Annotated in this window: 21 protein-coding genes; 18 read left to right on the forward strand and 3 right to left on the reverse strand. The window is 29.8% G+C overall.

Annotated features, from left to right (window positions below; all coding sequences use genetic code 11):
- The first annotated feature begins 141 nt into the window (after positions 1-141).
- The 18 genes from CRV02_RS04575 to CRV02_RS04660 all read left to right on the forward strand — a co-directional run bounded on the left by CRV02_RS04575 (position 142) and on the right by CRV02_RS04660 (position 22,543).
- Positions 142-1,836, forward strand: a complete 1,695-nt coding sequence (locus tag CRV02_RS04575; protein ID WP_129089346.1) for an acetolactate synthase large subunit — start codon at positions 142-144, stop codon at positions 1,834-1,836.
- Positions 1,829-2,326, forward strand: coding sequence for an acetolactate synthase small subunit (gene ilvN, locus CRV02_RS04580; RefSeq protein ID WP_129083519.1), 498 nt, complete (start codon positions 1,829-1,831; stop codon positions 2,324-2,326). Before CRV02_RS04575 ends, ilvN begins: the two co-directional genes overlap by 8 nt.
- Before the next feature lie 8 nt (positions 2,327-2,334).
- Positions 2,335-3,282, forward strand: a complete 948-nt coding sequence (gene lpxD / locus CRV02_RS04585) for a UDP-3-O-(3-hydroxymyristoyl)glucosamine N-acyltransferase (RefSeq protein WP_129089347.1) — start codon at positions 2,335-2,337, stop codon at positions 3,280-3,282.
- 10 nt (positions 3,283-3,292) lie between these two features.
- Positions 3,293-5,527 carry a DNA translocase FtsK gene (locus CRV02_RS04590; protein ID WP_129089348.1) on the forward strand — a complete coding sequence of 745 codons (2,235 nt, stop codon included), beginning with the start codon at positions 3,293-3,295 and terminating at the stop codon, positions 5,525-5,527.
- 81 nt (positions 5,528-5,608) lie between these two features.
- Positions 5,609-6,151 carry a ribosome hibernation-promoting factor, HPF/YfiA family gene (hpf, locus tag CRV02_RS04595; protein ID WP_129089349.1) on the forward strand — a complete coding sequence of 181 codons (543 nt, stop codon included), beginning with the start codon at positions 5,609-5,611 and terminating at the stop codon, positions 6,149-6,151.
- 78 nt (positions 6,152-6,229) lie between these two features.
- Positions 6,230-7,666: a ribosome biogenesis GTPase Der gene (gene der / locus CRV02_RS04600; RefSeq protein ID WP_129089350.1), complete on the forward strand. Its 1,437-nt coding sequence runs from the start codon at positions 6,230-6,232 to the stop codon at positions 7,664-7,666.
- Between the two features lie 13 nt (positions 7,667-7,679).
- Positions 7,680-9,272 (forward strand): SulP family inorganic anion transporter, encoded by a 1,593-nt coding sequence (locus CRV02_RS04605; RefSeq protein ID WP_258239226.1) that lies wholly within the window; start codon positions 7,680-7,682, stop codon positions 9,270-9,272.
- 243 nt (positions 9,273-9,515) lie between these two features.
- Positions 9,516-10,784 (forward strand): phosphoribosylamine--glycine ligase, encoded by a 1,269-nt coding sequence (gene purD / locus CRV02_RS04610; RefSeq protein ID WP_129089351.1) that lies wholly within the window; start codon positions 9,516-9,518, stop codon positions 10,782-10,784.
- 5 nt (positions 10,785-10,789) lie between these two features.
- Entirely contained in the window at positions 10,790-11,218 is a 429-nt protein-coding gene (locus tag CRV02_RS04615; protein ID WP_129089352.1) for an RDD family protein, read from the forward strand.
- Positions 11,211-13,301 (forward strand): LPS-assembly protein LptD, encoded by a 2,091-nt coding sequence (locus CRV02_RS04620; RefSeq protein WP_129089353.1) that lies wholly within the window; start codon positions 11,211-11,213, stop codon positions 13,299-13,301. The genes CRV02_RS04615 and CRV02_RS04620 overlap by 8 nt, the downstream gene beginning before the upstream one ends.
- Before the next feature lies 1 nt (position 13,302).
- Complete coding sequence (locus tag CRV02_RS04625; protein WP_129089354.1) at positions 13,303-13,956, forward strand: phosphoribosyltransferase; 654 nt, start codon at positions 13,303-13,305, stop codon at positions 13,954-13,956.
- Positions 13,957-13,961: 5 nt separating this feature from the next.
- Entirely contained in the window at positions 13,962-16,145 is a 2,184-nt protein-coding gene (locus CRV02_RS04630) for a polyribonucleotide nucleotidyltransferase (RefSeq protein WP_129089355.1), read from the forward strand.
- A gap of 77 nt (positions 16,146-16,222) precedes the next feature.
- A complete protein-coding gene (locus CRV02_RS04635) occupies positions 16,223-16,591 on the forward strand; it encodes a response regulator (protein ID WP_129083529.1) in 369 nt (122 codons plus the stop codon).
- A 38-nt stretch (positions 16,592-16,629) separates the two neighbouring features.
- Positions 16,630-18,762 (forward strand): chemotaxis protein CheA, encoded by a 2,133-nt coding sequence (locus tag CRV02_RS04640; RefSeq protein WP_129089356.1) that lies wholly within the window; start codon positions 16,630-16,632, stop codon positions 18,760-18,762.
- A gap of 4 nt (positions 18,763-18,766) precedes the next feature.
- Positions 18,767-19,609 (forward strand): protein-glutamate O-methyltransferase CheR, encoded by an 843-nt coding sequence (locus CRV02_RS04645; protein ID WP_129089357.1) that lies wholly within the window; start codon positions 18,767-18,769, stop codon positions 19,607-19,609.
- A complete protein-coding gene (locus tag CRV02_RS04650) occupies positions 19,606-20,283 on the forward strand; it encodes a chemotaxis protein CheD (protein ID WP_129089358.1) in 678 nt (225 codons plus the stop codon). The genes CRV02_RS04645 and CRV02_RS04650 overlap by 4 nt, the downstream gene beginning before the upstream one ends.
- 22 nt (positions 20,284-20,305) lie before the next feature.
- Positions 20,306-21,385, forward strand: coding sequence for a chemotaxis response regulator protein-glutamate methylesterase (locus tag CRV02_RS04655; protein WP_129089359.1), 1,080 nt, complete (start codon positions 20,306-20,308; stop codon positions 21,383-21,385).
- A gap of 102 nt (positions 21,386-21,487) precedes the next feature.
- On the forward strand, positions 21,488-22,543 hold the full coding sequence (locus tag CRV02_RS04660; protein WP_129089360.1) for a tyrosine-type recombinase/integrase: 1,056 nt from the start codon (positions 21,488-21,490) through the stop codon (positions 22,541-22,543).
- 11 nt (positions 22,544-22,554) lie between these two features.
- On the opposite strand, the gene CRV02_RS04665 is transcribed toward CRV02_RS04660, so the two are convergent.
- The 3 genes from CRV02_RS04665 to CRV02_RS04675 are packed head-to-tail and all read right to left on the reverse strand — an operon-like array spanning position 22,555 to position 25,393.
- Positions 22,555-22,836: a hypothetical protein gene (locus CRV02_RS04665; protein ID WP_129089361.1), complete on the reverse strand. Its 282-nt coding sequence runs from the start codon at positions 22,834-22,836 to the stop codon at positions 22,555-22,557.
- 9 nt (positions 22,837-22,845) lie between these two features.
- Positions 22,846-23,367 carry a hypothetical protein gene (locus CRV02_RS04670; protein WP_129089362.1) on the reverse strand — a complete coding sequence of 174 codons (522 nt, stop codon included), beginning with the start codon at positions 23,365-23,367 and terminating at the stop codon, positions 22,846-22,848.
- Between the two features lie 55 nt (positions 23,368-23,422).
- The gene (locus CRV02_RS04675) at positions 23,423-25,393 is read right to left on the reverse strand and encodes a M3 family metallopeptidase (RefSeq protein WP_129089363.1); all 1,971 of its coding nucleotides are present in this window, start codon (positions 25,391-25,393) and stop codon (positions 23,423-23,425) included.
- Positions 25,394-25,415 lie beyond the last annotated feature (22 nt).

A 25,415-nucleotide genomic window follows, 5' to 3' on the forward strand; every position in this document is an offset into this window, starting at 1 on the left:
AAGTAGATTAATTATTATACATTTTACCAAAAAAATAATAAATCTAAGCTAAACTTAAAATTAATCATAAAATTGCTTATTAAACTGCTATTAATCAATACTTCTGTATAATCTTTGATTATTTTATAAAAGGAAAAGACAATGAGAATAACTGGCGCAAAAATGGTTACAGAATCATTAAAAGAGGAAGGGGTAGATGTAGTATTTGGTTACCCTGGTGGCGCTATTATGAATGTCTATGACGAAATTTATAAGCAGAGTTTTTTTCAACATATTTTAACTAGACACGAGCAAGCAGCAATTCATGCTGCTGAAGGTTTTGCGAAATCTACTGGTAAAGTAGGTGTTGCTATTGTAACAAGTGGACCTGGTTTCACAAACGCAGTAACAGGACTAGCAGATGCATATATGGATTCAGTTCCAATGGTTGTTATTTCAGGACAAGTTCCAACAACAATCATAGGTACAGATGGATTCCAAGAAATAGATGCAGTTGGTATTAGTAGACCATGTACAAAACATAACTATCTAGTAAATGATATTAAAGATTTACCAAGAATTATAAAAGAGGCATTTCATATAGCAGCAACGGGAAGACCTGGTCCTGTCCATATTGATATTCCTAAAGATATTACAGCAGAGGTTGCAAACTTTGAATATCCTAAAGAAGTAGATATTCCAACATACAAACCTACAGTTAATTACAATAAAAGACAATTAAAAAAGGCAATGGATGCAATTGCAAAATCTAAAAAGCCTTTATTATACGTTGGTGGTGGTGCAATTTTAGCAAATTGTGCTTATGAAATTAGAGAGTTTGCAAAAATGACAAACATTCCTGTTGTTGAAACACTTATGGCTAGAGGTGTTATGGGTGATGAGAATGATTTATTCATGGGAATGTTAGGTATGCATGGAGAGTTTGCAGCAAATATGGCAGCACATGATACTGATTGTATTATCTCTTTAGGTGCAAGATTTGATGATAGGGTTACAGGAAGACTTGATGAGTTTGCTAAAAAAGCAAAAGTAATTCATGTAGATGTTGACCCAACTTCGATTGGTAAATTAGTAGATACAAATTATCCAATTGTAGGGGATTTAAAAGTTACTGTAGAAGGTATGATTGAAGCTGCAAAAGAGATGGAGTTTAATGAGTATACAAATTGGGTTTCTTTATTAAGAGATTATAGAGAAAAAGAGCCATTAAGATACCAAGACTCTGATGCTGTTATTAAACCTCAATGGGCTATTGAAAGAGTTGGTCAAACATTAGGTGAAAATGCAATTATCTCTACAGATGTTGGTCAACACCAAATGTGGACAGCACAATTTTATCCATTCTCTTTCCCTAGACAATGGAACACTTCAGGTGGTTTAGGAACTATGGGATTCGGACTTCCTGGAGCAATGGGTGTTGCTAGAGGTAACCCAGACAAAGTATCTATTAACTTCACTGGTGATGGTTCAATTTTAATGAACATCCAAGAGTTAATGACTTGTGTTGAATATAATTTACCAGTAATTAATATTATTTTAAATAATAACTATTTAGGAATGGTAAGACAATGGCAAACACTATTCTATGAAAATAGATTATCTGAAACAGATTTAAGTGCACAACCTGACTTTAAAAAGCTTGTAGAAGCATTTGGAGGAAATGGTTATAGAGTAACAACTAAAAAAGAGTTTGATGAAGCTCTAAAAGATGCAGTTGAAAAGAAAAAACCTGCAATGATTGATGTTATTGTAGCAAGAGATGAAATTGTATTACCAATGGTTCCAAATGGACACGCATTAAATGAAATGACTTTATTAGGAGATAGCAATGAATAATTTTAATCACTATTATGATTCAGAAACAACAAGACAGGTTATCTCTGTAATCGTTATCAATGAACACAATGTTTTATCTAGAATTGTAGGGCTTTTCTCTGCAAGAGGATATAATATTGATTCTTTAACAGTAGCACCTATGAGTGGTTCAAAATACTCAAGAATGACTATTGTTACAACAGGAAGCAAAAGAGTTATTGATCAAATTGTTAAACAATTAAATAAATTAATTCCTGTTTTAAAAGTAAATGAACACCAAAATGTTATTGAAAAAGAGACTGTTTTAATCAAAATACCAATTGAACAACCTCTTAGTGATATTGAAGTAATTGCAAGAGCATATAATGGTCATATCCAAAATGTTACAGATGATGCAATCGTTATCTCTGCAACTGATGCACCAAGTAGAATTGCAAACTTTACAAATATTATGAATAAATACAAACCACTAGAAGTAGTAAAAAGTGGTGTTGTAGCAATGGAAAGATAGGAAAAGATTTGATTTTATCTGATATATTAGAAAAAATAGATATTAGTTTAGACTCTAAGCTTGAAGTTTCTGGCTTAAATACACTTTTAGATGCAAATGCAAATGAAGTCTCTTTTTTAGAGAACAAAAAGTACGTTAATGATTTATCTAAAACTAAAGCAGGAGCTGTTTTAGTAAAAGAAGAGTTTGCAAAAGATGTTCCAGAAGGTACAATTGCAATTATTTGTGAAGAACCATACTTAACTTTAGCTAGATTAAGTAAGTTCTTTGCACCTAAAGTAGTAGAAACTAAAGGGAATGATTGTATTGTAGGTGAAAATACAAACATCATGCCTAATGTTTATTTAGGAAAAGACTCAAAAATAGGTAAAAACTGTACTATTATGTCTGGAAGTTTCATTGGAGATAATGTATCTATCGGAGATAATACAATTATCTATCCTAATGTATCAGTTTATAGGGATTGTACAATTGGAGATGATTGTATAATCCATGCTGGAACTGTTATAGGAAGTGATGGTTTTGGATTTGCACACACACAAACTGGAAAATATATTAAGATTTATCAAAATGGTAATGTAACAGTTGGAAATGATGTTGAAATTGGTTCTAATTGTTGTATCGATAGAGCAGCATTTAATTCAACAATCATTGGAAATGGTGTTAGACTTGATAATTTAGTTCATATTGCACACAACTGTGTTTTAAAAGATGGATGTATCTTAACAGGTCAAGTAGGGCTTTCTGGTTCTACTATTTTAAATGAATATGTAATTATGGGTGGACAAAGTGCTACAGCTGGACATCTTGAAATAGCACCTTTTACAACAATTGCAGCTCGTGGTGGGGTAACTAAATCAATTACTGAACCAAAGAAACAATGGGCAGGTTTTCCACTGTTTGAACATAGACAATGGTTAAAACTACAAAGTAGAATTGCAAAATTATTAAAATAAAGGCTTTAAAATTTTAAAGAAGATTTTTTCACTAATCATACTTTTTTTAATTGTATATTTTGAATATGCAACCTTCATATCAGATAAAAGTAGTGTAGGGCAAATAGGTTCTGTATTTGCTAACTTTTCTCACACTAATTTTGGATTTTTATCATATGGATATTTATTATTACTATTAGTGCCACTTTATATTATTAACTTTAAAGAAAATTTTGATTGGAATGATTTTTCTATAAAAACTGTTTCAATTTTCTTATTATTGATTACTCTTTTAACTTTCCAATCTTTAGTTGTAGATGGAAAACTAAGTGGTGAAATAGGTAACTATATTGTTGACTCAATGATGCCATTTATCGGGGTTGCTGGTCTTTGGATATTCGTTATTATAGGTTTTGTAATCTCATTTTTAATTCTTCTTGAAGACATGAGTTTTAATATTGATATTGAAAAAATAACTCCAAACTTCAAAAAAGTAGACACTACATCTAAACCTAAAAGAATCTCTAGCAGAAAAAAAGAGAAAAGAGAAAGAAAACAAGCTCCTGTAAAAGAAGAGAAGATTTCTATTCAAGAAGAGGAAGAGATTCCTGAAATTGTAATTGATGAGAGTGCAGAGAGTATTACTGATATTAAAGTTGATGACTTAAATATTATCTCTTTAGACCAAGAAGATTTAAATAAAGAAGAAGTAAAAGAGATAAATATCTCTTCAGTTGAAGAAGAAATCTCTGATATCACAGTAGTTGAAGATACAACTTCCCATGGAATTATTGTAGATGAATTAGAAGAAAATAAAAAACTTCTAGAAGATATTGAATTAGGTAAAACTGAAAAGCCAAAAGATTTTGAGCTACCACCAACTAAATTCTTTCAAAATGCACCAAAAGATAAAAAATCAAAAATATCAGAAGGTGTAATTGATCAAAAGATTGAAGATTTATTAGAAAAACTTTTAATGTTCAAAATTGAAGGTGATGTTGTAAGAACTTATACAGGGCCTGTTGTTACTACATTTGAGTTTAAACCAGCTCCAAATGTAAAGGTTTCAAAGATTTTAAACCTTCAAGATGATTTAGCAATGGCTTTAAAAGCTCAAACAATAAGAATTCAAGCTCCAATTCCAGGAAAAGATGTTGTTGGAATTGAGGTTCCAAATGAAGATATGCAAACAATTTTTATTAGAGAACTTTTAGAGAGTGAGATTTTTCAAAACTCTAAATCACCATTAACAATGGTTTTAGGTAAAGATATTGTTGGAAAACCTTTTATTACAGACTTAAAGAAGTTACCACATTTACTTATTGCTGGAACTACTGGTTCTGGTAAATCTGTAGGTATTAATGCAATGATTTTATCATTATTGTATAAGAACTCTCCAGATAATTTAAGACTTGTAATGATTGATCCAAAAATGCTAGAGTTTTCAATGTATAATGACATTCCACATCTTTTAACTCCTGTTATTACAAAACCAACAGATGCTATTAATGCTTTATCTAATATGGTTGCTGAAATGGAAAGAAGATATACTTTAATGTCTCAAACAAAAACTAAAAATATTGAAAACTATAATGAAAAAGCTAAAAAAGAAGGGTATGATAAAATCCCTTATATTGTTGTAGTTATCGATGAGTTAGCTGATTTAATGATGACAAGTGGAAAAGATGTTGAACACTCTATTGCAAGACTTGCTCAAATGGCAAGAGCTAGTGGTATTCACTTAATTGTTGCAACGCAAAGACCTTCTGTTGATGTTGTAACAGGTCTTATTAAAGCAAACTTACCAAGTAGATTATCATACAAAGTGGGTCAAAAGGTTGATTCAAAAATCATCTTAGACTCTTTAGGTGCTGAGTCATTACTTGGACGTGGAGATATGTTATTTACACCTCCTGGTACTTCAAATATTGTAAGAATTCATGCACCTTGGTCAAAAGAGGATGAAATTGAAGCTGTAGTTGACTTCTTAAAGTACCAAAGAGAAGTAGAATATGATATGAACTTTGTAAAAGATAGAAATACTTCTGATATTGCAGGTGCAACTGGTGTTGAACTTGGAGAATTAGATGAACTTTATGAAGATGCAAAATTAGTTGTTTTAAATGACAAAAAAACATCTATTTCATATATTCAAAGAAAACTAAGAATAGGGTACAACAGAGCAGCTACAATTGTGGAACAATTAGAGCAAACAGGTGTTTTAAGTGAAGCAAATGCCAAAGGTAACAGAGAAATACTAATTTAATCTATGAATCTTGTATTATAAATGCTGTTTTTATATATTTTGTGCTAGAATTATTTTAATTATAAAGCAAAGGAGTATGTTATGAATACAAGTATTGTAGGAAGACACATAGAATTAACAGAGCCAATTAAAGATTACGTTAATAGCTCAATCGAAATTTTCAAAAAATATAATTTAGATATTATATCTGTTAATGCAATTATTGCACAAGAAGAAAAAAATGGTAGAAAAGCTTTTACTTTTGAATTCACTTTAAATATTGCACATTTAGATACTGTAGTTGTAAAACAAAAAGATAAAGATTTATATGCAGCAGTTGATATTGCTGTAGATAGAGTATCAAAAGTTTTAAGAAGACATCATGATAAAATTACTGGTCATAAAGCAACTAAGCTTACTGAAGTAGTTTCTCAAGAGATTGAAGACCAAATTGCTAATGAACTAGATAAATTAGATTCTGAAATCTTCCCTGTAAGACTTACTTCTTACAAACCAATGGATATTGAAGAAGCATTAACTGAGTTAAAAGAATCAGATGCTATCTTTAAAGTATTCTATGACAAAGATGATAATATGAGAGTATTATACAAATCAAAAGACGAAGGTAAATTTGGATTATATTAAGATATAATCTAATTTACTAATATAAGGTATTAGCATTTTGCTAATGCCTTTTTTATTTTTAAAGGATATAAAGACTATATGGACAAAAAACTAAAAAAAATTGCTTTAATTGGTCAACCAAATGTAGGTAAATCATCACTGTTTAACAGAATTGCAAAACAAAGAATAGCTATTGTTTCTGATATGGCTGGAACTACTAGAGATATTAGAAGACATGAAGTTGAAATCTTAGAAAAAGATGCTTTAATGCTAGATACTGGTGGAATTGATGAAACAAATGATGCAATTTTTACAAACGTTAAAAGAAAGGCCATAGAGTGTGCAAAAGAGGCTGATATAATACTTTTTATGGTAGATGGTAAAAAATTACCTGATGATAAAGATAAAGAACTATTTTATGAGCTTCAAGATTTAGGAAAACAACTTGCATTAGTTGTAAATAAAATTGATAATGATAAAGAGAAAGAAAGACTTTGGAATTTTTATGAGTTTGGAATAGATGAAGATAATCTATTTGGAATCTCTGTTTCTCACAATAGAGGAACTAAAACTTTATTTGAATGGATAGCTAATAGACTTCCAGCAAGAAAAGTTGAAGAAGAAGTAATAATTAACAGTGAAATTGTAGAAGATGACCTTTCTTTAGAACAATTTTTAGACCCAGTTGAAGATATTAATGAAACTGCTCAACTAGATGATGGTCAAGTTAAAGTAGCTATTATTGGTAGAGTTAATGTAGGGAAATCTTCAATTTTAAATGCACTTGTTGGAGAAGAAAGATCAGTGGTTTCTCCTGTTGCAGGAACTACTATTGACCCTGTTGATGAATCTTTTGATTACAAAGACAAGCACATCACTTTTGTTGATACAGCAGGGCTAAGAAGAAGAGGGAAAATTGAAGGTATAGAAAAATATGCTTTAAATAGAACTACTCAAATGCTAGAGAAAGCTAATTTAGCTCTTTTAGTTTTAGATGCTTCTTCTGAATTAGTTGATTTAGATGAAAAAATTGCAGGACTTGTAGATAAATATGGTTTAGGAACAATTATTGTTTTAAATAAATGGGATGAGAATATGGATACATTCCAAAAGTTAGAAGATAAAATTCGTTCTAAATTTAAATTTTTATATTATGCTCCTATTATTGCAGTTTCAGCTAAAACAGGTAGAAGTATAGATAGACTAAAAGATAAAATTATAGAAATTTATGAAAATTATGCACAAAGAATTCCAACATCAGTATTAAATAGAACAATTGAAGAAGCTGTTATTAGACATGCTCTTCCAAGTCCTAATGGTGCATATTTAAGAATATATTATACAACTCAATATGAGGTTAAACCTCCAAGGGTTGCACTTATTATGAATAAACCACGACTACTACATTTTTCATATAAAAGATATTTGATTAATTTTTTAAGAAAGAATATTAACTTTGAAGGAACACCTATTCATATTATCACAAGAGGAAAAGGTGAAAGAGATATTGATGAGGATGAAGTAGAAGCTTTCTAATAAGGAGTTCTTCTTGAATATAAACACTTTTAAGAATGATATTTTTGGAGGTGTAACTGCTGCTATTGTTGCATTACCATTGGCTTTAGCCTTTGGTGTTGCAAGTGGTGCAGGTGCAATTGCAGGTCTTTATGGAGCAATTATCTTGGGATTTTTTGCTTCACTTTTTGGTGGAACTTCTACCCAAATTTCTGGTCCAACTGGACCTATGACAGTTATTACAGCTTCTGCTATAGTAACTTTTCAAAATGATTTACAAGCTGTTTTTACTGTAATCTTTCTATCTGGATTAATTCAAATCTCTTTTGGTATTGTTAAAATAGGAAAATGGATTAAATATATTCCTTATCCAGTTATTTCTGGTTTTATGTCAGGAATTGGAATTATAATTATTATCTTACAAATTAACTCGTTTGTAGGAGTTGATTCATATGGTTCGGTTATAGAAACAGTAGTTAATATTCCGAATACTATAAAAAATATAGATTTCCATTCTTTTATAATTGCTTCAATAACCCTAGCAATAATGTTTTTAACTCCTAAAAAAATTGCAAAGCTAATTCCTCCTGCTTTAATTGCTTTAGTTTTTGTAACTTTACTTTCAGTATCAATGAATTTTTCAATCTCTACAATTGGAGAAATACCAATGGGTTTACCAGAGCTTGTATTTCCTTTTAGTTTTGATATCTTGAAACTTAGTACGATTATAACTTTAGCTATAACTTTAGCACTTTTAGGTTCAATTGATTCATTACTTACTTCACTTGTTGCTGATTCTATGACAAAAACTAAACATAAGCCAAATAAAGAGCTTATTGCCCAAGGAATTGGGAACTCTATTTGTTCTTTCTTTGGAGCAATTCCAGGAGCTGGGGCTACAATGAGAACAGTAATAAATATAAAAAGTGGAGGAACAACAAGGGTCTCAGGAATAGTTCATTCTATTACTTTACTTTTGATTGTTTTAGTTCTAGCACCTTTTGCTTCAAGTATTCCCCTCGCTGTATTGTCTGGAATTTTAATCAAAGTAGGTTTTGATATCTTAGACTATAAGTTTATAAGACTTATAAATAAAGTTTCTAAACAAGACCTTCTTGTGATGGTTACAGTAGTATTATTAACAGTTTTTGTAGATTTAATTATGGCTGTGGGAGTAGGGATAACTTTTGCTTCAATTATTGCAGTTTATAAAGTATCTAAAAATACTAAAATCAAAACTATCTATCCTAAAAGAGAATCAGACTTTGATATTAATATTGAAGATAAGTCAACAAAGATTATTAAGATAAAAGGTTCATTATTTTTTGGAACAGCTTCTATTCTTGATAGAAGGATAGATAAAGTAAGAGCTAGAACAAAAACTCTTGTTTTGGACTGCTTAGAGGTTAGTGTTTTGGATTTATCAGCAATATTTATGCTAGAAGAGATTGTTACAAGGTTAAAAAATAGAGATATTGAAGTAATTTTACTATTAAAAATTTCTGATAAAAAAAGAGTTATTAATTTAGATAGAAATAATATATTTAAAAATATAAAAATATTTAATAAGATTGATAATGCTGTAAATTCAATTCAGGAAAATAATTATAAAAGAAGCCCACTATAACAGACTTTAATGTTTAATTCATATACAATTAGATAAAATAATATATATCTAAGTAGCGCGGGATTTCCATTGTTGAGGGTCCGATACTATTTTTTTGTGGATAATGTGGATAACATGGTGTGCAGCTTTTCATTGCGTTTAAGCTCCTGAAATGTTACTCTTATCTGCTATCGTTGGCTTTTGTGGGCCATTTGATGGTTAACGACTACTTGGATATTTTAATAATTTTTAGGGGAAATCAAAGTGAACATTTTAATACTTGGTAGTGGTGGAAGAGAATACTCAATAGGACTTGCTATTTCTAAAGAAGAAGAGAATCATAAATTATATTTTAACCCAGGGAATGGGGCAACTTCGCAAATTGCAGAGAATATCAATATTAAAGATTATAATGAGTTAGCTATTTGGGCAAAAGAAAATGCAATTGATTTAACAATTGTTGGACCAGAAGCTCCACTAGTAGATGGTGTTGTTGATATATTTAAAGAGCATGGATTAACTGTATTTGGACCAAGCAAATCTGCAGCTCAGCTAGAGGGTTCAAAAGTTTATATGAAAAACATTTTAAAGAAATATAACATACCAACAGCAGCGTTTATAGAAACTACAAGTGAAAAAGAAGCTTACGATTTCATTGATACAATGAGTGAACCAATTGTTGTAAAAGCAGATGGTTTATGTGCAGGTAAAGGTGTAATTATTGCTCAGTCAAAAGAGGAAGCAAAACAAGCAGCCTCTGATATGTTATCAGGTTCATCTTTTGGAGATGCAGGGACTTCTATTGTAGTTGAAGAGTATTTAGATGGATATGAGTTATCTATCTTTGCTATTTGTGATGGTGAAAACTATAAAGTTTTACCAGCAGCACAAGACCATAAAAGAGTAGGAGATGGTGATACTGGACCTAATACTGGTGGTATGGGTGCGTATGCTCCAACTCCTTTAGTAAATGATGATATTTATAAAAAAGTAGAAGAAAGAGTAATTAAACCGACACTTGAAGGTATGAAGCAAGAAGGTGCTCCTTTTGAAGGTGTACTATTTATTGGAGTAATGGTAGTAAATGGTGAGCCAATTATTTTAGAATATAACGTTAGATTTGGTGACCCAGAGTGTGAAATTTTAATGCCTTTATTAGAAACTCCTGTTTCTGAACTATTTTATAAGGGTGCTACAAAACAACTTGATAAGTTAGATATTAAAATTAAAGATGAATATGGTGTTGCAGTTGTTATGGCAAGTGGTAACTATCCATATGGTTCAAGTGAACCTGCAGAAATTATTGTTGATGAAATTGTTGATGAAGATTTAAAAGAGCATACACATATCTCATATGCTGGAGTTGAAATGCAAGATGGTAAACTAATGGCAACAGGAGGAAGAGTTCTTCTTTGTGTTGGTTTTGGTAAATCTATTAGGCAAGCAAGAGATAGAGCATATGGTCTTTGTGGTCAAGTTCATTTTGCAGGTAAAAAAATTAGAACAGATATTGCTTATCAGGCATTAAAATAAAAAGTATGAATACAGATAACTTAGAATTAGCATCAAATAGAAAAAGAGCTTTAGCTTATGTTATTGATGATTTTTTAGTAACATTCATTATTGTGGTAATGTTTTGGGATAAAATAGTTGTTAATGGAACAGATTTAGTGTCTGTTCTTGCTGTAATGAATGCCTTTATTTGGCAAGTATTACTTTTAAAGTTTATTTATCAAACATTTTTTATTTGGTACTATGGTGCAACTGTAGGAAAAATAATAGCTAAAGTGAGAGTTATTGATTTTAATAACTTTGGAAGAGTATCTTTGCTTACTTCTGCAACAAGATCAGTTTTTAGACTTTTTAGTGAGATGTTTTTCTATTTTGGATTTATTTTTGCTTTCTTTACAGAAAGTAGACAAACATTACATGATAAAGTAGGAAGGACATTGGTAGTTAATGCTTAAGAAGGTTATAGCAACAGCTATTTTAGTTGTATCATTACATGCAGAAAATGAAAAGTTTCAAGTTATTGCAAATAACTTAAATACAAAAAATAATATTCTAGTTGCAAAGGGAGATGTTGTTGTATTCTCTCCTAAATACTATATAACTGCGCAAAAAATTATTCATGATAAAGATAAAAATACATTAGAGTTATTTGATGATGTAATTATTGTTAAAAATAATAATGTTCAAACAAAAAGTGATTATGCATTTTTAGATCTAAATAATGATGATTTATATCAAAATCCAAATATTTTTTATGAAGAGAAGAGCCAAATCTGGATTAACTCAAAAGATGCAGATAAGAAAAATGATCTAATTGAATTAGGAAAATCAATTCTTTCAAGTTGTGATTGTGATGATCCAGATTGGAGTATTAGATCTACTAGTATGGATTATGACACAAAAGATATGTGGATTAATACATATAACACAACTTTATATGTAAAAGATTTTCCAGTTATTTACACACCATATTTAGGCTTCTCAACAGATACAAGAAGAAGAACAGGACTTTTAATTCCTTTATTAGGATATTCTAGTACAGAAGGTTTTTTCTATAATCAACCTATATATTTTGCTCCTGCTCCAAACTATGATATTGAGGTTATTCCTCAAATTAGAACAAGTAGAGGATATGGTTCATATTTTTATTTTAGATATGCAGACTCTCCAGATTCTATGCTTAGAATTGGAACAGGTTATTTCAAAGAAAAAGAGTCTTATGTTGAAGAAAACAACTTAAGAGATGATGAGCATTATGGATTTAATTTAGATTATGAAAGAGTAAATCTATTTGCAGATACTTTTGATTCAAAAGATGGATTATATGCTTCTATTAGATATTTAAATGATGTAGAGTTTAACTCTTTAGAAGATAGTAGATATCAAGAGTCTATTGAAAAAAAGGTAGAGTCTAAAATTAACTATGTGTATGATACTCCTGACTATTTTTTAGGTGCATATTCAAGATATTATATTGATACACAAAAAGAATCAAATAATGAAACTCTTCAAGAATTACCAAAACTTCAAGCTCACTCTTATAGTAGACCTTTAATAGATAGATTAATGTATTCTACAGATTTAAAATATACTAACCACTATAGAAGAGATGGTTTAAATGCTAATCAATATGAGTTTAGTATTCCTTTATCTTATTCATTCTCATTATTAGATGATTATTTAACACTTACGTTTAAACATCAAGTAACAGCAAATAAGTTTGAATATAGTGATAAGGATACAGGATTAAATCTTGAAGACGGTACTTTTGTTGAAAGTGTAAGTAGTGTTATGTTAAATAGTGATTTAATTAAACCCTATGAAAACTATATTCATACTATGAATTTAAGTGCTGAGTATAATCATTTTAATACAATGAAAGAAGAGGGTGATCTTTACTCTATTTCAAATACAAACTCTCAGTTAAGCTCATTTCCTATAAGTGAAAGTTCAGATAATATAATATTTGGATTAAATCAATCTATTTATGATAAAGAAAATTTAAAACAAATAATAAATCATAGAATTAGACAATCAATTGTATATAATGACCAAGATGAAGCTAAACTACATAATTTAGAGAATCAAATCACTTATAACTATGGTTTAGGTGCAATATCTAATAAAGTAGTTTATAATCATCAAGATGATCAATTTATTGAAAATTCTACAAACTTTTCATTATCATATGAAGACTATTATCTAAGACTTGGATATTATATGTCTAAAGATACACCTAACTCAGGGAAAGAAGAGCTAGAGTCTTATAATGTAGCTACAAGCTATAGAATCTCTCATGATTATAAAATAGGTTATACTACAACATATGATTTAGAAAGAGACTATAGAAGTAAAGAAGCTATACACTTTGATATCAATGATAGATGTTGGGATTTTAGTATTAGTTTTGAAAGAGAAACAGAACCTGCTTCAACTCTGGACTTAGAACCTATTACACAAGATATTTTCTATTTACAGTTAGTTTTAAAGCCATTAGGTTCAGTTAAACAAGAGTTTGAATTAGAAAGAGATAAATAGTATGACTCCTGATAAAATCTTTTTTAAAAATAGAGATGTAGCAGCATATAGACTTATTGATGTTTTACCAGTAAATAAGATGAAACTTGAAGAGTGGATTGTTATTGCAACTTCGTATGGAGGTTATCCTGTAGCTCAGATTATTGCAAAAGAGTTAGAGGGAAACTGTGATGTACTTTTTTCAAGAAAAATACTATCGCCTAACAATGAAGATTGTGAAGTTGCAATTGTTACTGAAACAGAAGAGGTTGTAATTCATGAGGAACTAGTAAAAGCATTTGATATTAGCTTAGATTTTGTTTTTTCAAAGTCTAGATATATTTATGAAAACGACTTATCAAAAATGGTTTGTAAGCATAGAAGAGGAAAAAAACTTGGAGATTTTACAAATAAAAACATTCTACTTGTAGATGAAGGATTAAACACAAGCTTAACTATGATGGCTTGTATTAAAACAGCAATTAATCTAGGTGCAAAATCAGTTTCTGTAGCAACACCAATCTTACCAAAAGTGAGTATAAATACTATAGAATCAATTGCAGATGATTTATATTACGTAGAGAGTCTTGACCATTTTATAGATATTGGTTTCTATTATGATGAACTTGATGAATTACAATATGAAGACTTATTAAAAATAATGAATAAAGGATAAAACTTATGTCAACAGTATGTGAATTTGAATTAAATGAAAAACAAGAGGTTTTCGAATTTAATAAAGTAGCTAAACAATCAAATGGATCTGTTTTAGCAAAATTAGGAAATGCAGTTGTATTAGCAACTGTAGTAAGTGAGTTTGATAACCCTGTTGAAGAAGATTTTACTCCTTTAACAGTTCAATATGTAGAAAAAACTTATGCAGCAGCAAAACTACCTGGTGGTTTTATTAAAAGAGAAGCAAAGCCAAGTGAATTTGAAACATTAACTTCAAGAGTTATTGATAGAAGTTTAAGACCTCTTTTCCCTAAAGGTTATGTTTATCCTACAACTATTACAGTTATAGTTTTAAGTGCGGACAAAGATGTTGACTTACAAGTATTAGCTTTAAATGCAGCAAGTGCAGCATTATATACTTCAAACTTACCAATTAAAAAATCTGTTGCTGGTGTAAGAGTTGCTAAAATCAATGGAGAGTATATTGTTAATCCAAAAATCAGTGATATGGATGAATCAACACTTGATTTATATGTAGCTGGTTCTAAAGAAGAGCTATTAATGATTGAGATGAAATCAATTGCTTCTGAAGAGATGGTAGAAGTTGATATTGAAGCTTTTACAAAAGTACATCAAACAAATGAAATGACTGAAGTTGAACTTGTTGAAGCAATTTCAGTTGCACAACAAGCATTAAAAGAATCAAATGAAACTTATGAAAAAGGTTTTGAGTCTGTTTGTAAAGAGACAAAAGATGTAAAACTAGTTGAGTTTACAATTGATGAATCAATTATTAACTATGTAAGAGATAACTATTTAGAAAATATTAAAAGTGCAATTCAAAAACTAGCAAAAAGTGAAAGAGCAACAGAATTAAAAGAAGTTGCTAGCTTAATCTTAGTAGATGAATATTGTGTTGAAAAAGAGATTGAATATAGCACAATTTATGAAGCAGTTTCAATTGTAAAAAGAGAAGCTGTAAGACAAATGATTGTTAATGATAAAGTTAGAGCTGATGGAAGAGGACTTAAAGATGTAAGACCTATTTCTATTGATACAAATATTTTACCTTCTACTCACTCTTCTTGTTTATTTACAAGAGGTGAGACACAAGCTTTAGTAGTTGGTACTTTAGCTGGAGCTAAAGATGGTCAAATGTATGAAATCTTAACTGAAAAATCTACTTCTACTGAAAACTTTATGGTTCACTATAACTTCCCTGGTTTCTCTGTAGGTGAAGCAAAACCAATGTTTGGTGTAGGTAGAAGAGAATTAGGTCATGGAAATTTAGCTAAAAAAGCACTTGAAGCAACTATTGATAAAGATTATAGTGAAACAGTTAGATTAGTTTCTGAAATTTTAGAATCAAATGGTTCTTCATCTATGGCAACTGTTTGTGGTGGTTCATTAGCACTTAAAGCAGCAGGTGTTCCAGTTTCTAACTTAGTTGCAGGTGTTGCAATGGGTATGGTTGTTGAAGGTGATGACTATTCTGTATTAACTGATATTATGGGATTAGAAGACCATGATGGAGATATGGACTTTAAAGTTGCAGGAACTAAAGAAGGTATTACAGCACTTCAAATGGATATTAAACTTGGAGGAATTGAACTTTCAGTTTTAAAAGAAGCATTACTTCAAGCAAAAGAAGGAAGAGAACATATCTTAGGTCTTATGGAAGAAGCAGCTAGTGAAATTGTTCCTAGTGAAGCATTACCATTAATTGAGCAGTTTGCAATTGATCCAAGCAAATTTATGGTTGTAATTGGAAAAGCAGGTGCAACTATTAAAGAAATTATAGAAAAATTCTCTGTTTCTATTGATTTAGATAGAGATACAGGAAATGTAAAAGTAAGTGGTGAGAACAAACAAAATGTTTTAGATGCTTGCGAACATATTAAAACTATTTCTAATAATGCTCCTGAAAGAAGAGATCATCAAAAAAAGAATATAGATTTTGAAAAACTATATAGTGTAGATGAAGTTTTAACTGGAAAAGTAGTTAGAATAGCTGACTTTGGTGCATTCGTTGAACTACCAAAAGGTGGTGAAGGGCTTTTACACATCTCTAAGATTTCTAAACAAAGAGTAAATAAAGTAGAAGATGTACTAAAAGTTGATCAAGATGTTGAAATTAAAGTGCTAAAAGTTAAAAAAGATAGAATAGAACTGGCTTCGGCGCAGTTTTAAAATTTAATACTAAATTAATATATGTTTAGTTAATATTGATTAAATTAATATATTTTTATTACAAATAAGGGGTTTATATGGCTAAGCTTTTAATCGTAGATGATTCTACAATGTTAAGGGATATGCTAAATTATGCACTAAATGAAGGTGGTTATACTGACGTTGTAGAAGCTATTGATGGTGTTGATGGTCTTGAGAAAGCTAAAGCTAACTCATTTGATTTAATAATTACAGATGTTAATATGCCAAATATGGATGGGTTAACATTAATTGGTGAATTAAGAAAGTTACCTCAATATGCTTCTAAACCAATTTTAGTTTTGACTACTGAAAGAAGTGATGAAATGAAAGCAAAAGGTAAAGCTGCAGGTGCTACTGGTTGGATTGTAAAACCATTTGTTCCAGAACAATTATTAAAAGCAGTTAACATAGTTTTAAGTAGATAGTTTAAAAACTATAATTATAAATATAAAAAGGTTTTATCATGTCTGGTTTTGATATATCTAAATATAGAGAAATGTTTGTAGAGGAAGCTGAAGAGCTATTTGAATCTGCAGATAATGTGTTACTTGAAGCAGAGAGTAACGGTACACTTACTGATGACGAGATGGGTCAACTTTTTAGAGATGTTCACACATTAAAAGGTAGTGGTGCCTCTGTTGAATTAACTCTTTTTGCTGAATTTACTCATGATGTTGAAAACATGATGGATAAATTAAGAAACCATGAAATTGAATTTAAACCAGAAATGGCTGGAACATTAATTGATGGTTTAGATGTAATGAGAGAACTTCTAGACTTAGAAGTTTCAGAAGAGTTGTCTAGAGAAACTTTTGAAGAAATGACAGCTGAATTATTAGTTACTATTAGAGCTTATATAAGTGGAGAAAATCCTAATTCAGAAGAAACTATCCCTGTAGTAGAAACACCAGTTAGTGATGCTTCTTCTGCTGTAACTCCAATTGTTGAAACTCCTAGTTCATCAGAAGCAGGAAACATTGGTTTTTATGATGAAAATATTCAAGAAAGTAACTTTAATGAAACTTATGGATTCTTTAATGACCAAGAAATTGGAAAAGATAATGCCAATTATGGATTTTTTGATGAAGAGCTTGATAGGCTTTCTGAAACTACTGCAACACCAGTGATAGAACATGAAGAGAATGATGATTTTGGATTCTTTGATGATATGGATGAAATAACATCTGAATCAAAAATTGAAGCAAATAATGAAGACCAAAAAGAAGAGATTAAAGCTCAAGAAACAAAAACTGTAGAAACTAAAATAGCTCCTGTAGCAGAAGAGAAAAAAGTAGAAATTCCTACACCTTCAGTATCATCTGCTGCAGCTAGAAAAGCTCCAATAGCAAGAAAAGAGAAAGATACTAGTAAAAAATCTTCTGCATCTAATAATATTAGAGTAAATCTTGAAAAGATTGATTTACTTATGAATAATGTTGGAGATTTAGTTATTACAAATGCAATGTTAACTCAATTCTCTACAACAATTGAATCAGACAAAACTAGAAATGCTGTTTTAGAAAGATTAGAATTGTTAGAAAGACATATTAGAGAAATGCAAGACTCTATTATGAGTATTAGAATGGTACCAATGGATGCTATCTATTCTAAATTTCCAAAGGTTGTTAGAGATATTTCTAAAAAACTTGGTAAAAAAGTAGAATTTAAACATTATGGTGACGGTGTTGAAATTGATAAAGCAATGATTGAAGGATTAACAGATCCATTAATGCATATTATTAGAAACTCATTGGATCATGGTTTAGAAACTCCTGATGTTAGAGTTGCAAATGGAAAAGAAGAAGTAGGAACTATTGCTATCTCTGCAGAGCAAGCAAATGGTCAAATGATTATTACTATTGATGATGATGGTAAAGGTATTGATGGAGAAAAAGTTGCTCTAAAAGCTCTTGAACAAGGGCAAATTGATGAAAATCAATATAATAATATGAATAACAATGAAAAAGCGATGCTTGTATTTGGTGCAGGTGTTTCAACAGCAGATAAAATTACTGATATCTCTGGAAGAGGTGTTGGAATGGATGTTGTTAAAACAAATATTCATAAATTAGGTGGTGCAATTAAGTTAGACACTACTCCTGGAGCTGGTACAACTATTACTATTATGTTACCTCTTACTCTTGCTATTCTAGATGGATTAGACATTGCTGTTGGAGATCAAAAATATATCTTACCATTAAGTTCAATTGTTGAATCACTTCAGCCAACATCAGATATGATTAAAAAAATTGGTGATGGTTCGCAAGATTTATTAATGCTTAGAGAAGAGTTTATTCCTGTAGTAAGATTACATCAATTATTTGGTGTTGAACCAACATTTGATAATCTTGAAGATGGTATGTTAATTGTTGTTAAATCTGGAAATCAAAAAGTTGCAATTTCAATTGATGAATTCCTAAATCAACATCAAGTTGTTGTTAAGCCTTTAGATAAAAACTTTAGAAGTGTAGAAGGAATTGGTGCTGCAACAGTTAGAGGTGATGGAAGTATTGGTTTAATTCTAGATGTACTTGGAATTATCAATGCTCAAATTAAAATAGAAAAAGATATGACAGCAGCTCAATTCGCTTCATAAAGATATGGCTAGCGATAGAGTTTTACACCAAAGGGTGAAAAAAATACTTTATTCTCTAACAGGAATTACTCTTGCAGAGAATAAAGATATTATGATAGCAAATAGGCTTCATAAATTAAAAAGAGATACAAAATACACAGGTGATATAGATCACCTTTTAGATTCCATAGAAGAGGGTTCTTTTACTATGGAGTTTATTAACTCTTTTACGACAAATAAAACTCATTTTTTTAGGGAAGAGTTTCATTTTACAGATTTAAGAGATAGAGTTCTTCCTTCATTTGCTAATGCAGGAAAAGAAATTAAAATGTATTGCTCTGCTTCTTCAACTGGAGAAGAACCATATTCTATGGCAATGACAGTACTTGAAACACAAGAGTTATTAGGAAGTAGAATAAATGCTTCTATTATTGCTACAGATATTGATACAAATGTACTTCAATATGCAGCAAATGGTGTTTATAGATATGCAAAGTCATCAAAAGAGTTTCCAGATTGGATAAAACCGCCAAAGTTTTTCAAAAAAAGAGTAAACAAAACATTAACTAGTGAAGAGATATTAATAAAAGTAAAGCCAGAACTTCAAAAAATGGTAACTTTTCAAGTTAATAATTTAAATGATAATTCATATCCTTTTGAAAAAGAGTATTTTGATGTGATTTTTTGTAGAAATGTATTAATTTATTTCTCTTCAGAAGATCAAAACAAAATTCTAAAAAGATTGTTTTCTCATTTAAAAATAGGTGGAACATTATACTTAGGACATTCTGAAAACCCTCATGATTTAATAAATTATGTTGATAGAGTAGGCCAAAATATTTTTATAAAAACAAAGGAATGTAATTGATTGTTATAGGTCATAAAGATGGAAGCATTGAAAAAGCATCTATCTCAAGATTTACACAAAAAACTAAAGGCTATAATACTCACACTGTAATTGGCGGAGAGTTTGCAGTAGGAAAAGATACTGATAATATTGCATTTAAAACACTGTTAGGTTCTTGTGTAGCAATCATGTTTTATGATGAAGTAAAGAAGATAAAAGGTATGAACCATTTTTTACTTCCTACTACAAATAGTAGTAATGATGATATGAAGTATGGTCTTTATTCTGTTGAGGCAATGCTAAATGAAATGTACAAACTTGGATGTGATAAAAAAAATATGACTGCAAAAATTTCTGGTGGTGCTGATATCATGCAATTAAATGTATCTGCTGTCTCTATTGGACATAGAAATGTTGAATTTGCAAAGGATTTTTGTAAGTCAGAGGGTTTTAAACTTCTTAGTGAGCATACAAGAGGAGAACATGGTAGATTAATTCTTCTTGCAGATACTTTTCAAACATTTATTAAAGTTACTCAAAAAAGTGAAACTGACAATAAAATTCTTAAAGAAGAAAAAGCATTACAAACAGAAATTACAAAAGCACCAGTTATCAAAGAGTATGTTGGAGGTGTTGACTTATTTGATGATAACACTAATAAAGCGGAACCAGAAATGGAAATTGAATTATTTTAATTAAAGTGTAGGGTAAGATTTAATGTATACAGTCTTAGTGATTGATGATTCTCCTTCAATGAGAAGAATTATTAAAGATATGATTAATGGTATAGAAGATTTTGAAGTTATTGCAGAAGCTTTTGATGCGTATGATGCGAGAGAAAAGATCAAAGAATATGAACCAGATTTAGTAACTATTGATATCAATATGCCTAAAATGGATGGTGTTACCTTTTTAAGAAATCTTATGAGACTTCACCCTATGCCTGCTGTAGTTATTTCAGGAGAAAGCGTACGAGGTAATGATATTTTTGATGATGGTGCTGTAGGGTTTATTCCTAAACCTGAAGCAGGGGAGTCAATGATATCTTTTGGGGAAAGAATAAAAGAAAACCTTCTTAATCTTACTTTCTTACTAAAAAGATACACTTTAAAAAAGCCAAAAGCAAAAAAACAAGTAAAAACTAAAGCTTCATTAGAAGTAAATAAGAAAAACCATCCAGATTTAGTAATACCATTAAGACAAGCCCCATTAATGGGGAAAAAGATTATTGCAATTGGTTCATCTACAGGTGGTGTTGAATCATTATTAAGGGTCTTTAAAAGTCTAACAAGTAACTTACCTCCTATAGTTATCACACAACATATACCTTATGGTTTTTCAAAATCATTTGCAGATAGATTAAATGATAATTCATCTTTGACTGTACATCAAGCAGAAACAGGAATGACTTTAGAGAATGGACATGCTTACTTAGCTCCTGGAAATATGCATTTAACTATTGAAAGAACAGCTGGTGGAAACTACCAAATCAGATTATTGGATGAAATGAAAGTTAGTCATCATAAACCAAGTGTTGATGTGATGTTTAGATCAGTTAATAATACAGTTGGTGGAGCTGCAATGGCAGTTATGATGACTGGTATGGGTGATGATGGAACTATTGCTATGAAAGAACTTCATGATAATGGAGCATATACAGTTGCTCAAAATGAAGAGAGTTGTGTAGTATTTGGTATGCCTGCAAAAGCAATTCAAGCAGGAGCAGTAAAAGATATTGTTCATTTAGATGAAATAGCTCAATATATAATAGATTTTGCTAAGAACAAAAGAAGATAAGAGGGCTTCTTTTGTATATATAAAAAGTTTGAAAATTATAGTTTTCAATACTAATTAATATATATTTTGCTATTATACTACTAATAAGTATAAAGGCACTACATGAGATACGAACTTGATTTTGAAAACAGTTTTAACAAAACCTACTGTTTTTGGCTCTCCTTATTTATAAGAAATAAGCTAACAACACTTTCTAATACACAGGTAAATGACAAAGAAAAATTTGCAAATATATTGCAAGTTTTAATTCGTGGAAATAAAACAATTGAAGAATTAAGAGATTTAGTTAAACAAGCAAGAAATATTGGTTTAACAGGAATAAATACATATTTTAATCCCCTTGCAAAACTATATGAGTTTTTACAGACATTTGGACCAGCATCTATGAAAGAGATTGATGAAGAGTTGCTTATTGATTTTTTAGCTTCATACACAAGTGGTTTATCTGATGCAAGTAAAAAAAATCATAGAATTGCCCTACTTAACTTCTTTTCTTATATAGACAAACAAAATGAAAATGACGATGGAAGCTCATATCAGTTTAAAATTGAATTAAAAAACTGGGCAGGACTTGGTGGTAAATCTGGAACTAAATTACCTGCTCATATGAATAAAGATGAAATTGATAGATTTTTAAAAGCGATTGATGAGTACGAGTTTTCAGCAGATACTATTTATAGAAATAGAGTTATTCTAAAAATGATAATATATACAGGAATTAGGGTTTCTGAGATGTTAAATCTAAAATTAAGAGATTTATACAAAGAAGATGATGTTTATGTATTACAAGTTCGAGGAAAAGGAAATAAACCTCGTATTGCTATGATTAAAACAAAAATTATTGAAAATGATTTACAAAACTGGTTAAATCAAAGGGTTTGTGATGAAGACTATGTTGTTTGTAATAAAAAAGGAAATAGGTTAACACAAGCTTATGTTAGTAGAATTGTTGAAAATATATTAACTTTAGCAGGTATTAGAAAAGAGAAAAATGGTGCACATATGTTAAGACACTCTTTTGCAACCCTACTTTACCAAAAACATCATGATCTTATCTTGGTTCAAGAAGCACTAGGTCATGCAGATATAAATACTTCTAGAATATATACACACTTTGATAAAGAGAGATTAAAAGCTACTACTAATCTTATGGATTAGTTAGTAGTTGGTTACCACAAAGAACCTGTTTCAAGCTCTAAAGAAGCATTTGCTTCTTCTATTTCTAAATAAACTTCTTCATCATAGTCTAAATATAAAGAAAAGTCTCCAGCTGTTATGCTGTCTTGAATACTTCTTTTATTTAAATAGCTATCATCCATTCCATTTGAAAGATCTGATAAATAGTAATCTACCATTGAAGGAGCCATACTATTTATTGCAGAGTCTAAGCTTTGAAAGGAATCAACCCCAAATGTAGAGAATAGAGAATCTTTATTTAATAGAAGTATCATTTTTCTTTTTTAGTTATTAAACCCATTTAATAATGACGCCATTCTATTTAAATCAATTTTCTCTGATGAAGAGCCATTATTAGAAGAAGACTCTTTATTATCATCTTTTCCATCATTTTCTGAAGAGTTAGTAGTATTTATTGATGGAGAATCAGTTTTTTTATCTACTATAACTTCTTGTATTGTTTCTCTAGCTTTAGAAGTGTCTTCATCATAGTTATGTTTTTCTGGATGTGCTTTTTTACTTAGAAGTCCTTCAATTTTACTTAACATAGAGTTAATATTTGAAGAGTCTTTTTCACTACTATCTTGTAAGTTGTTTAAGTTATCTTCTAAGTTTCTAGTTTCAGCTTCTAAAGCTGAGATCTTATCTTTAAGTTTATTATTTTCGCTGTTTAGTTTTTCGTTTTCATTTTCTAGTGTATTATGTTCATCTTGTAGCTGATCATAAGAGTTTTGTAATTGTTCATATGCAACTATTAGTTTCTCTAAAGCTTCATTAAGTTTTGCGATTGTTTCTGCGTTTGTCATTTAAATAACCCTTATAAAATTCTATTATTAATTAAAAACGATATTATTACAAAAACTAGCTAATAATTCCATCAATTTTTAATAAAGAATCAACACTTGGCTCTCTTTGTGCAAATTCATAGAATAATTTGTCCATATCTTGTGAACCACCCTTCTCTAAAATAGCTTTTTTGTACTTCATCGCTAATTCTTTGTTAAATACTTTTCCAGAATCAATAAACATATAAAATGCATCAGCACTTAATACTTCTGCCCATTTATAAGAGTAATATCCTGCTGCATATCCTCCTGCAAAGATATGTGCAAATCCATTTTGGAACTTATTGTACTTAGGTGGCTTTATTACGGCATAGTTGTCTCTTATGTTATCTAGTAAACTCTGTATTTCACTTTCCGTTTTGTATAGCTTTTGATGTAGTTTAAAATCAAACAATGCAAACTCAATTTGTCTTAACATTGTAAGTGATGATTGAAAATTTCTTGCTTTAATTAATTTATCAATAGCTTCATCATCTAATACTTCACCTGTTTCATAATGCTTAGCAAACATTTTTAATACTTCCTTATCATAAGAGAAGTATTCAAGGAATTGTGATGGGAACTCAACAACATCCCATGCAACTCCTGCAATACCACTTACAAAGGCTTCAGGTACTTTACTAAATAGATGATGTAATGCATGACCCATTTCATGGAATAGTGTTACTACATCAGAGTGTCTTAATAATGAAGGAACACCCTCTTTTGATTGTGGGAAATTACATACTATATATGCTGTAGGAAGTTTCTTGTTTCCATCCATATCTACATAGTGTGAGTGCCAATTGTTCATCCAAGCACCACCTCTTTTCTCTTTTTTAGCTTCTAAATCAATATATATTCTTGCAAAGACTTTTGAGTTTTCTTTTATATTACAAACTAATACATCTTTATCCCAAGCTTTTGCATCTTTTACTTCTTCAAACTCTACATTAAAGATCTTATTCAAAAAGCTAAAGAATCCATTTAGTACAGAGTTTTTCTCAAAATAAGGTCTATAATACTCTTCATCAATATCATATTTTTCTTCTTTTAACTTCTCGCTGTAATAAGCTAAATCAAAACTTTTTATATCAGAAATTCCATCTTTTGAAGCATATACTTTTAATTCTTCTATCTCTTCTAATGCTCTATCTTTACCTTTTTTTGCAAGCTCTTCTAAGAAGTTAATTACCTCTTCTTCTTTTTTGGCCATTTTAGTTGAAAGAGAGTATGAAGCATAGTTTTCAAAACCTAAAATTTTTACTTTTTCATCTTTTAAAGAAAGGATTTCTTCAATTATTTTTCCATTCTCGGGTGCTCTTGTCGAGTATGCTTTATATATCTCTTCTCTTTTTTCTCTATTACTTCCATAAGTAATATAAGCTAAATAAGATGGCATTTGAAGAGTAAACTTGTATTTAGTTTTTCCATCTTCTTCAAATTTTGCAAACTCTAAATCTGAAGCAGGAATCTCTTTTACATCTTCATAATCTTCACAAATCATTTCATAAGCATTTGTTGCATTTAAAAGATTTTGTGAGAACTTGTGAGACAATTCACTTAGTCTTAAATTTATCTCTTTTAGTCTATCTTTAATTTCATTATTTAAATGACAACCACTTAATTCAAAATCTCTAGTCTCATTTTCAAGTACTTTTTTTTGTATATCATTTAAACTTGTATAACTGTTATCTTGTATATCTTTTAAAGACCTATAAATATTATCATTTTGAGATATCTCAGTTTCATAATTTGAGATTAAAGGAAGGCACTCTTCGTAAACTTTTTGCGTTATTTCTGAATTTTTTACTGAATCTATATGAAAGATAGGTGTAACAAAATCACTTAACCTCTCCCCTACTTCTTCATATGGTTTTACAAAATTTTCATAACTTTTATTTTCAATTTTTAATAGCTCATCAATTTTCTTTTTGCTATCTTCTAAAATCTCTTCTAATCTATTTTTACTATTTTCTAAATCTGTTAAATCAAACTCTTTAAACATTTATTCTCCTTTTTATTTTATA

Origin of the sequence: Arcobacter sp. CECT 8989 (assembly GCF_004116715.1) — a bacterium.
Taxonomy (GTDB): Bacteria; Campylobacterota; Campylobacteria; order Campylobacterales; family Arcobacteraceae; genus Halarcobacter.

Coding starts and splice junctions, on each gene's coding strand:
- CRV02_RS04575 (WP_129089346.1), top strand. CDS start 142: ATGAGAATAACTGGCGCAAAAATGGTTACAGAATCATTAAAAGAGGAA.
- ilvN (WP_129083519.1), top strand. CDS start 1,829: ATGAATAATTTTAATCACTATTATGATTCAGAAACAACAAGACAGGTT.
- hpf (WP_129089349.1), top strand. CDS start 5,609: ATGAATACAAGTATTGTAGGAAGACACATAGAATTAACAGAGCCAATT.
- der (WP_129089350.1), top strand. CDS start 6,230: ATGGACAAAAAACTAAAAAAAATTGCTTTAATTGGTCAACCAAATGTA.
- CRV02_RS04615 (WP_129089352.1), top strand. CDS start 10,790: ATGAATACAGATAACTTAGAATTAGCATCAAATAGAAAAAGAGCTTTA.
- CRV02_RS04620 (WP_129089353.1), top strand. CDS start 11,211: ATGCTTAAGAAGGTTATAGCAACAGCTATTTTAGTTGTATCATTACAT.
- CRV02_RS04625 (WP_129089354.1), top strand. CDS start 13,303: ATGACTCCTGATAAAATCTTTTTTAAAAATAGAGATGTAGCAGCATAT.
- CRV02_RS04630 (WP_129089355.1), top strand. CDS start 13,962: ATGTCAACAGTATGTGAATTTGAATTAAATGAAAAACAAGAGGTTTTC.
- CRV02_RS04635 (WP_129083529.1), top strand. CDS start 16,223: ATGGCTAAGCTTTTAATCGTAGATGATTCTACAATGTTAAGGGATATG.
- CRV02_RS04640 (WP_129089356.1), top strand. CDS start 16,630: ATGTCTGGTTTTGATATATCTAAATATAGAGAAATGTTTGTAGAGGAA.
- CRV02_RS04645 (WP_129089357.1), top strand. CDS start 18,767: ATGGCTAGCGATAGAGTTTTACACCAAAGGGTGAAAAAAATACTTTAT.
- CRV02_RS04655 (WP_129089359.1), top strand. CDS start 20,306: ATGTATACAGTCTTAGTGATTGATGATTCTCCTTCAATGAGAAGAATT.
- CRV02_RS04660 (WP_129089360.1), top strand. CDS start 21,488: ATGAGATACGAACTTGATTTTGAAAACAGTTTTAACAAAACCTACTGT.
- CRV02_RS04665 (WP_129089361.1), bottom strand. CDS start 22,836: ATGATACTTCTATTAAATAAAGATTCTCTATTCTCTACATTTGGGGTT.
- CRV02_RS04670 (WP_129089362.1), bottom strand. CDS start 23,367: ATGACAAACGCAGAAACAATCGCAAAACTTAATGAAGCTTTAGAGAAA.
- CRV02_RS04675 (WP_129089363.1), bottom strand. CDS start 25,393: ATGTTTAAAGAGTTTGATTTAACAGATTTAGAAAATAGTAAAAATAGA.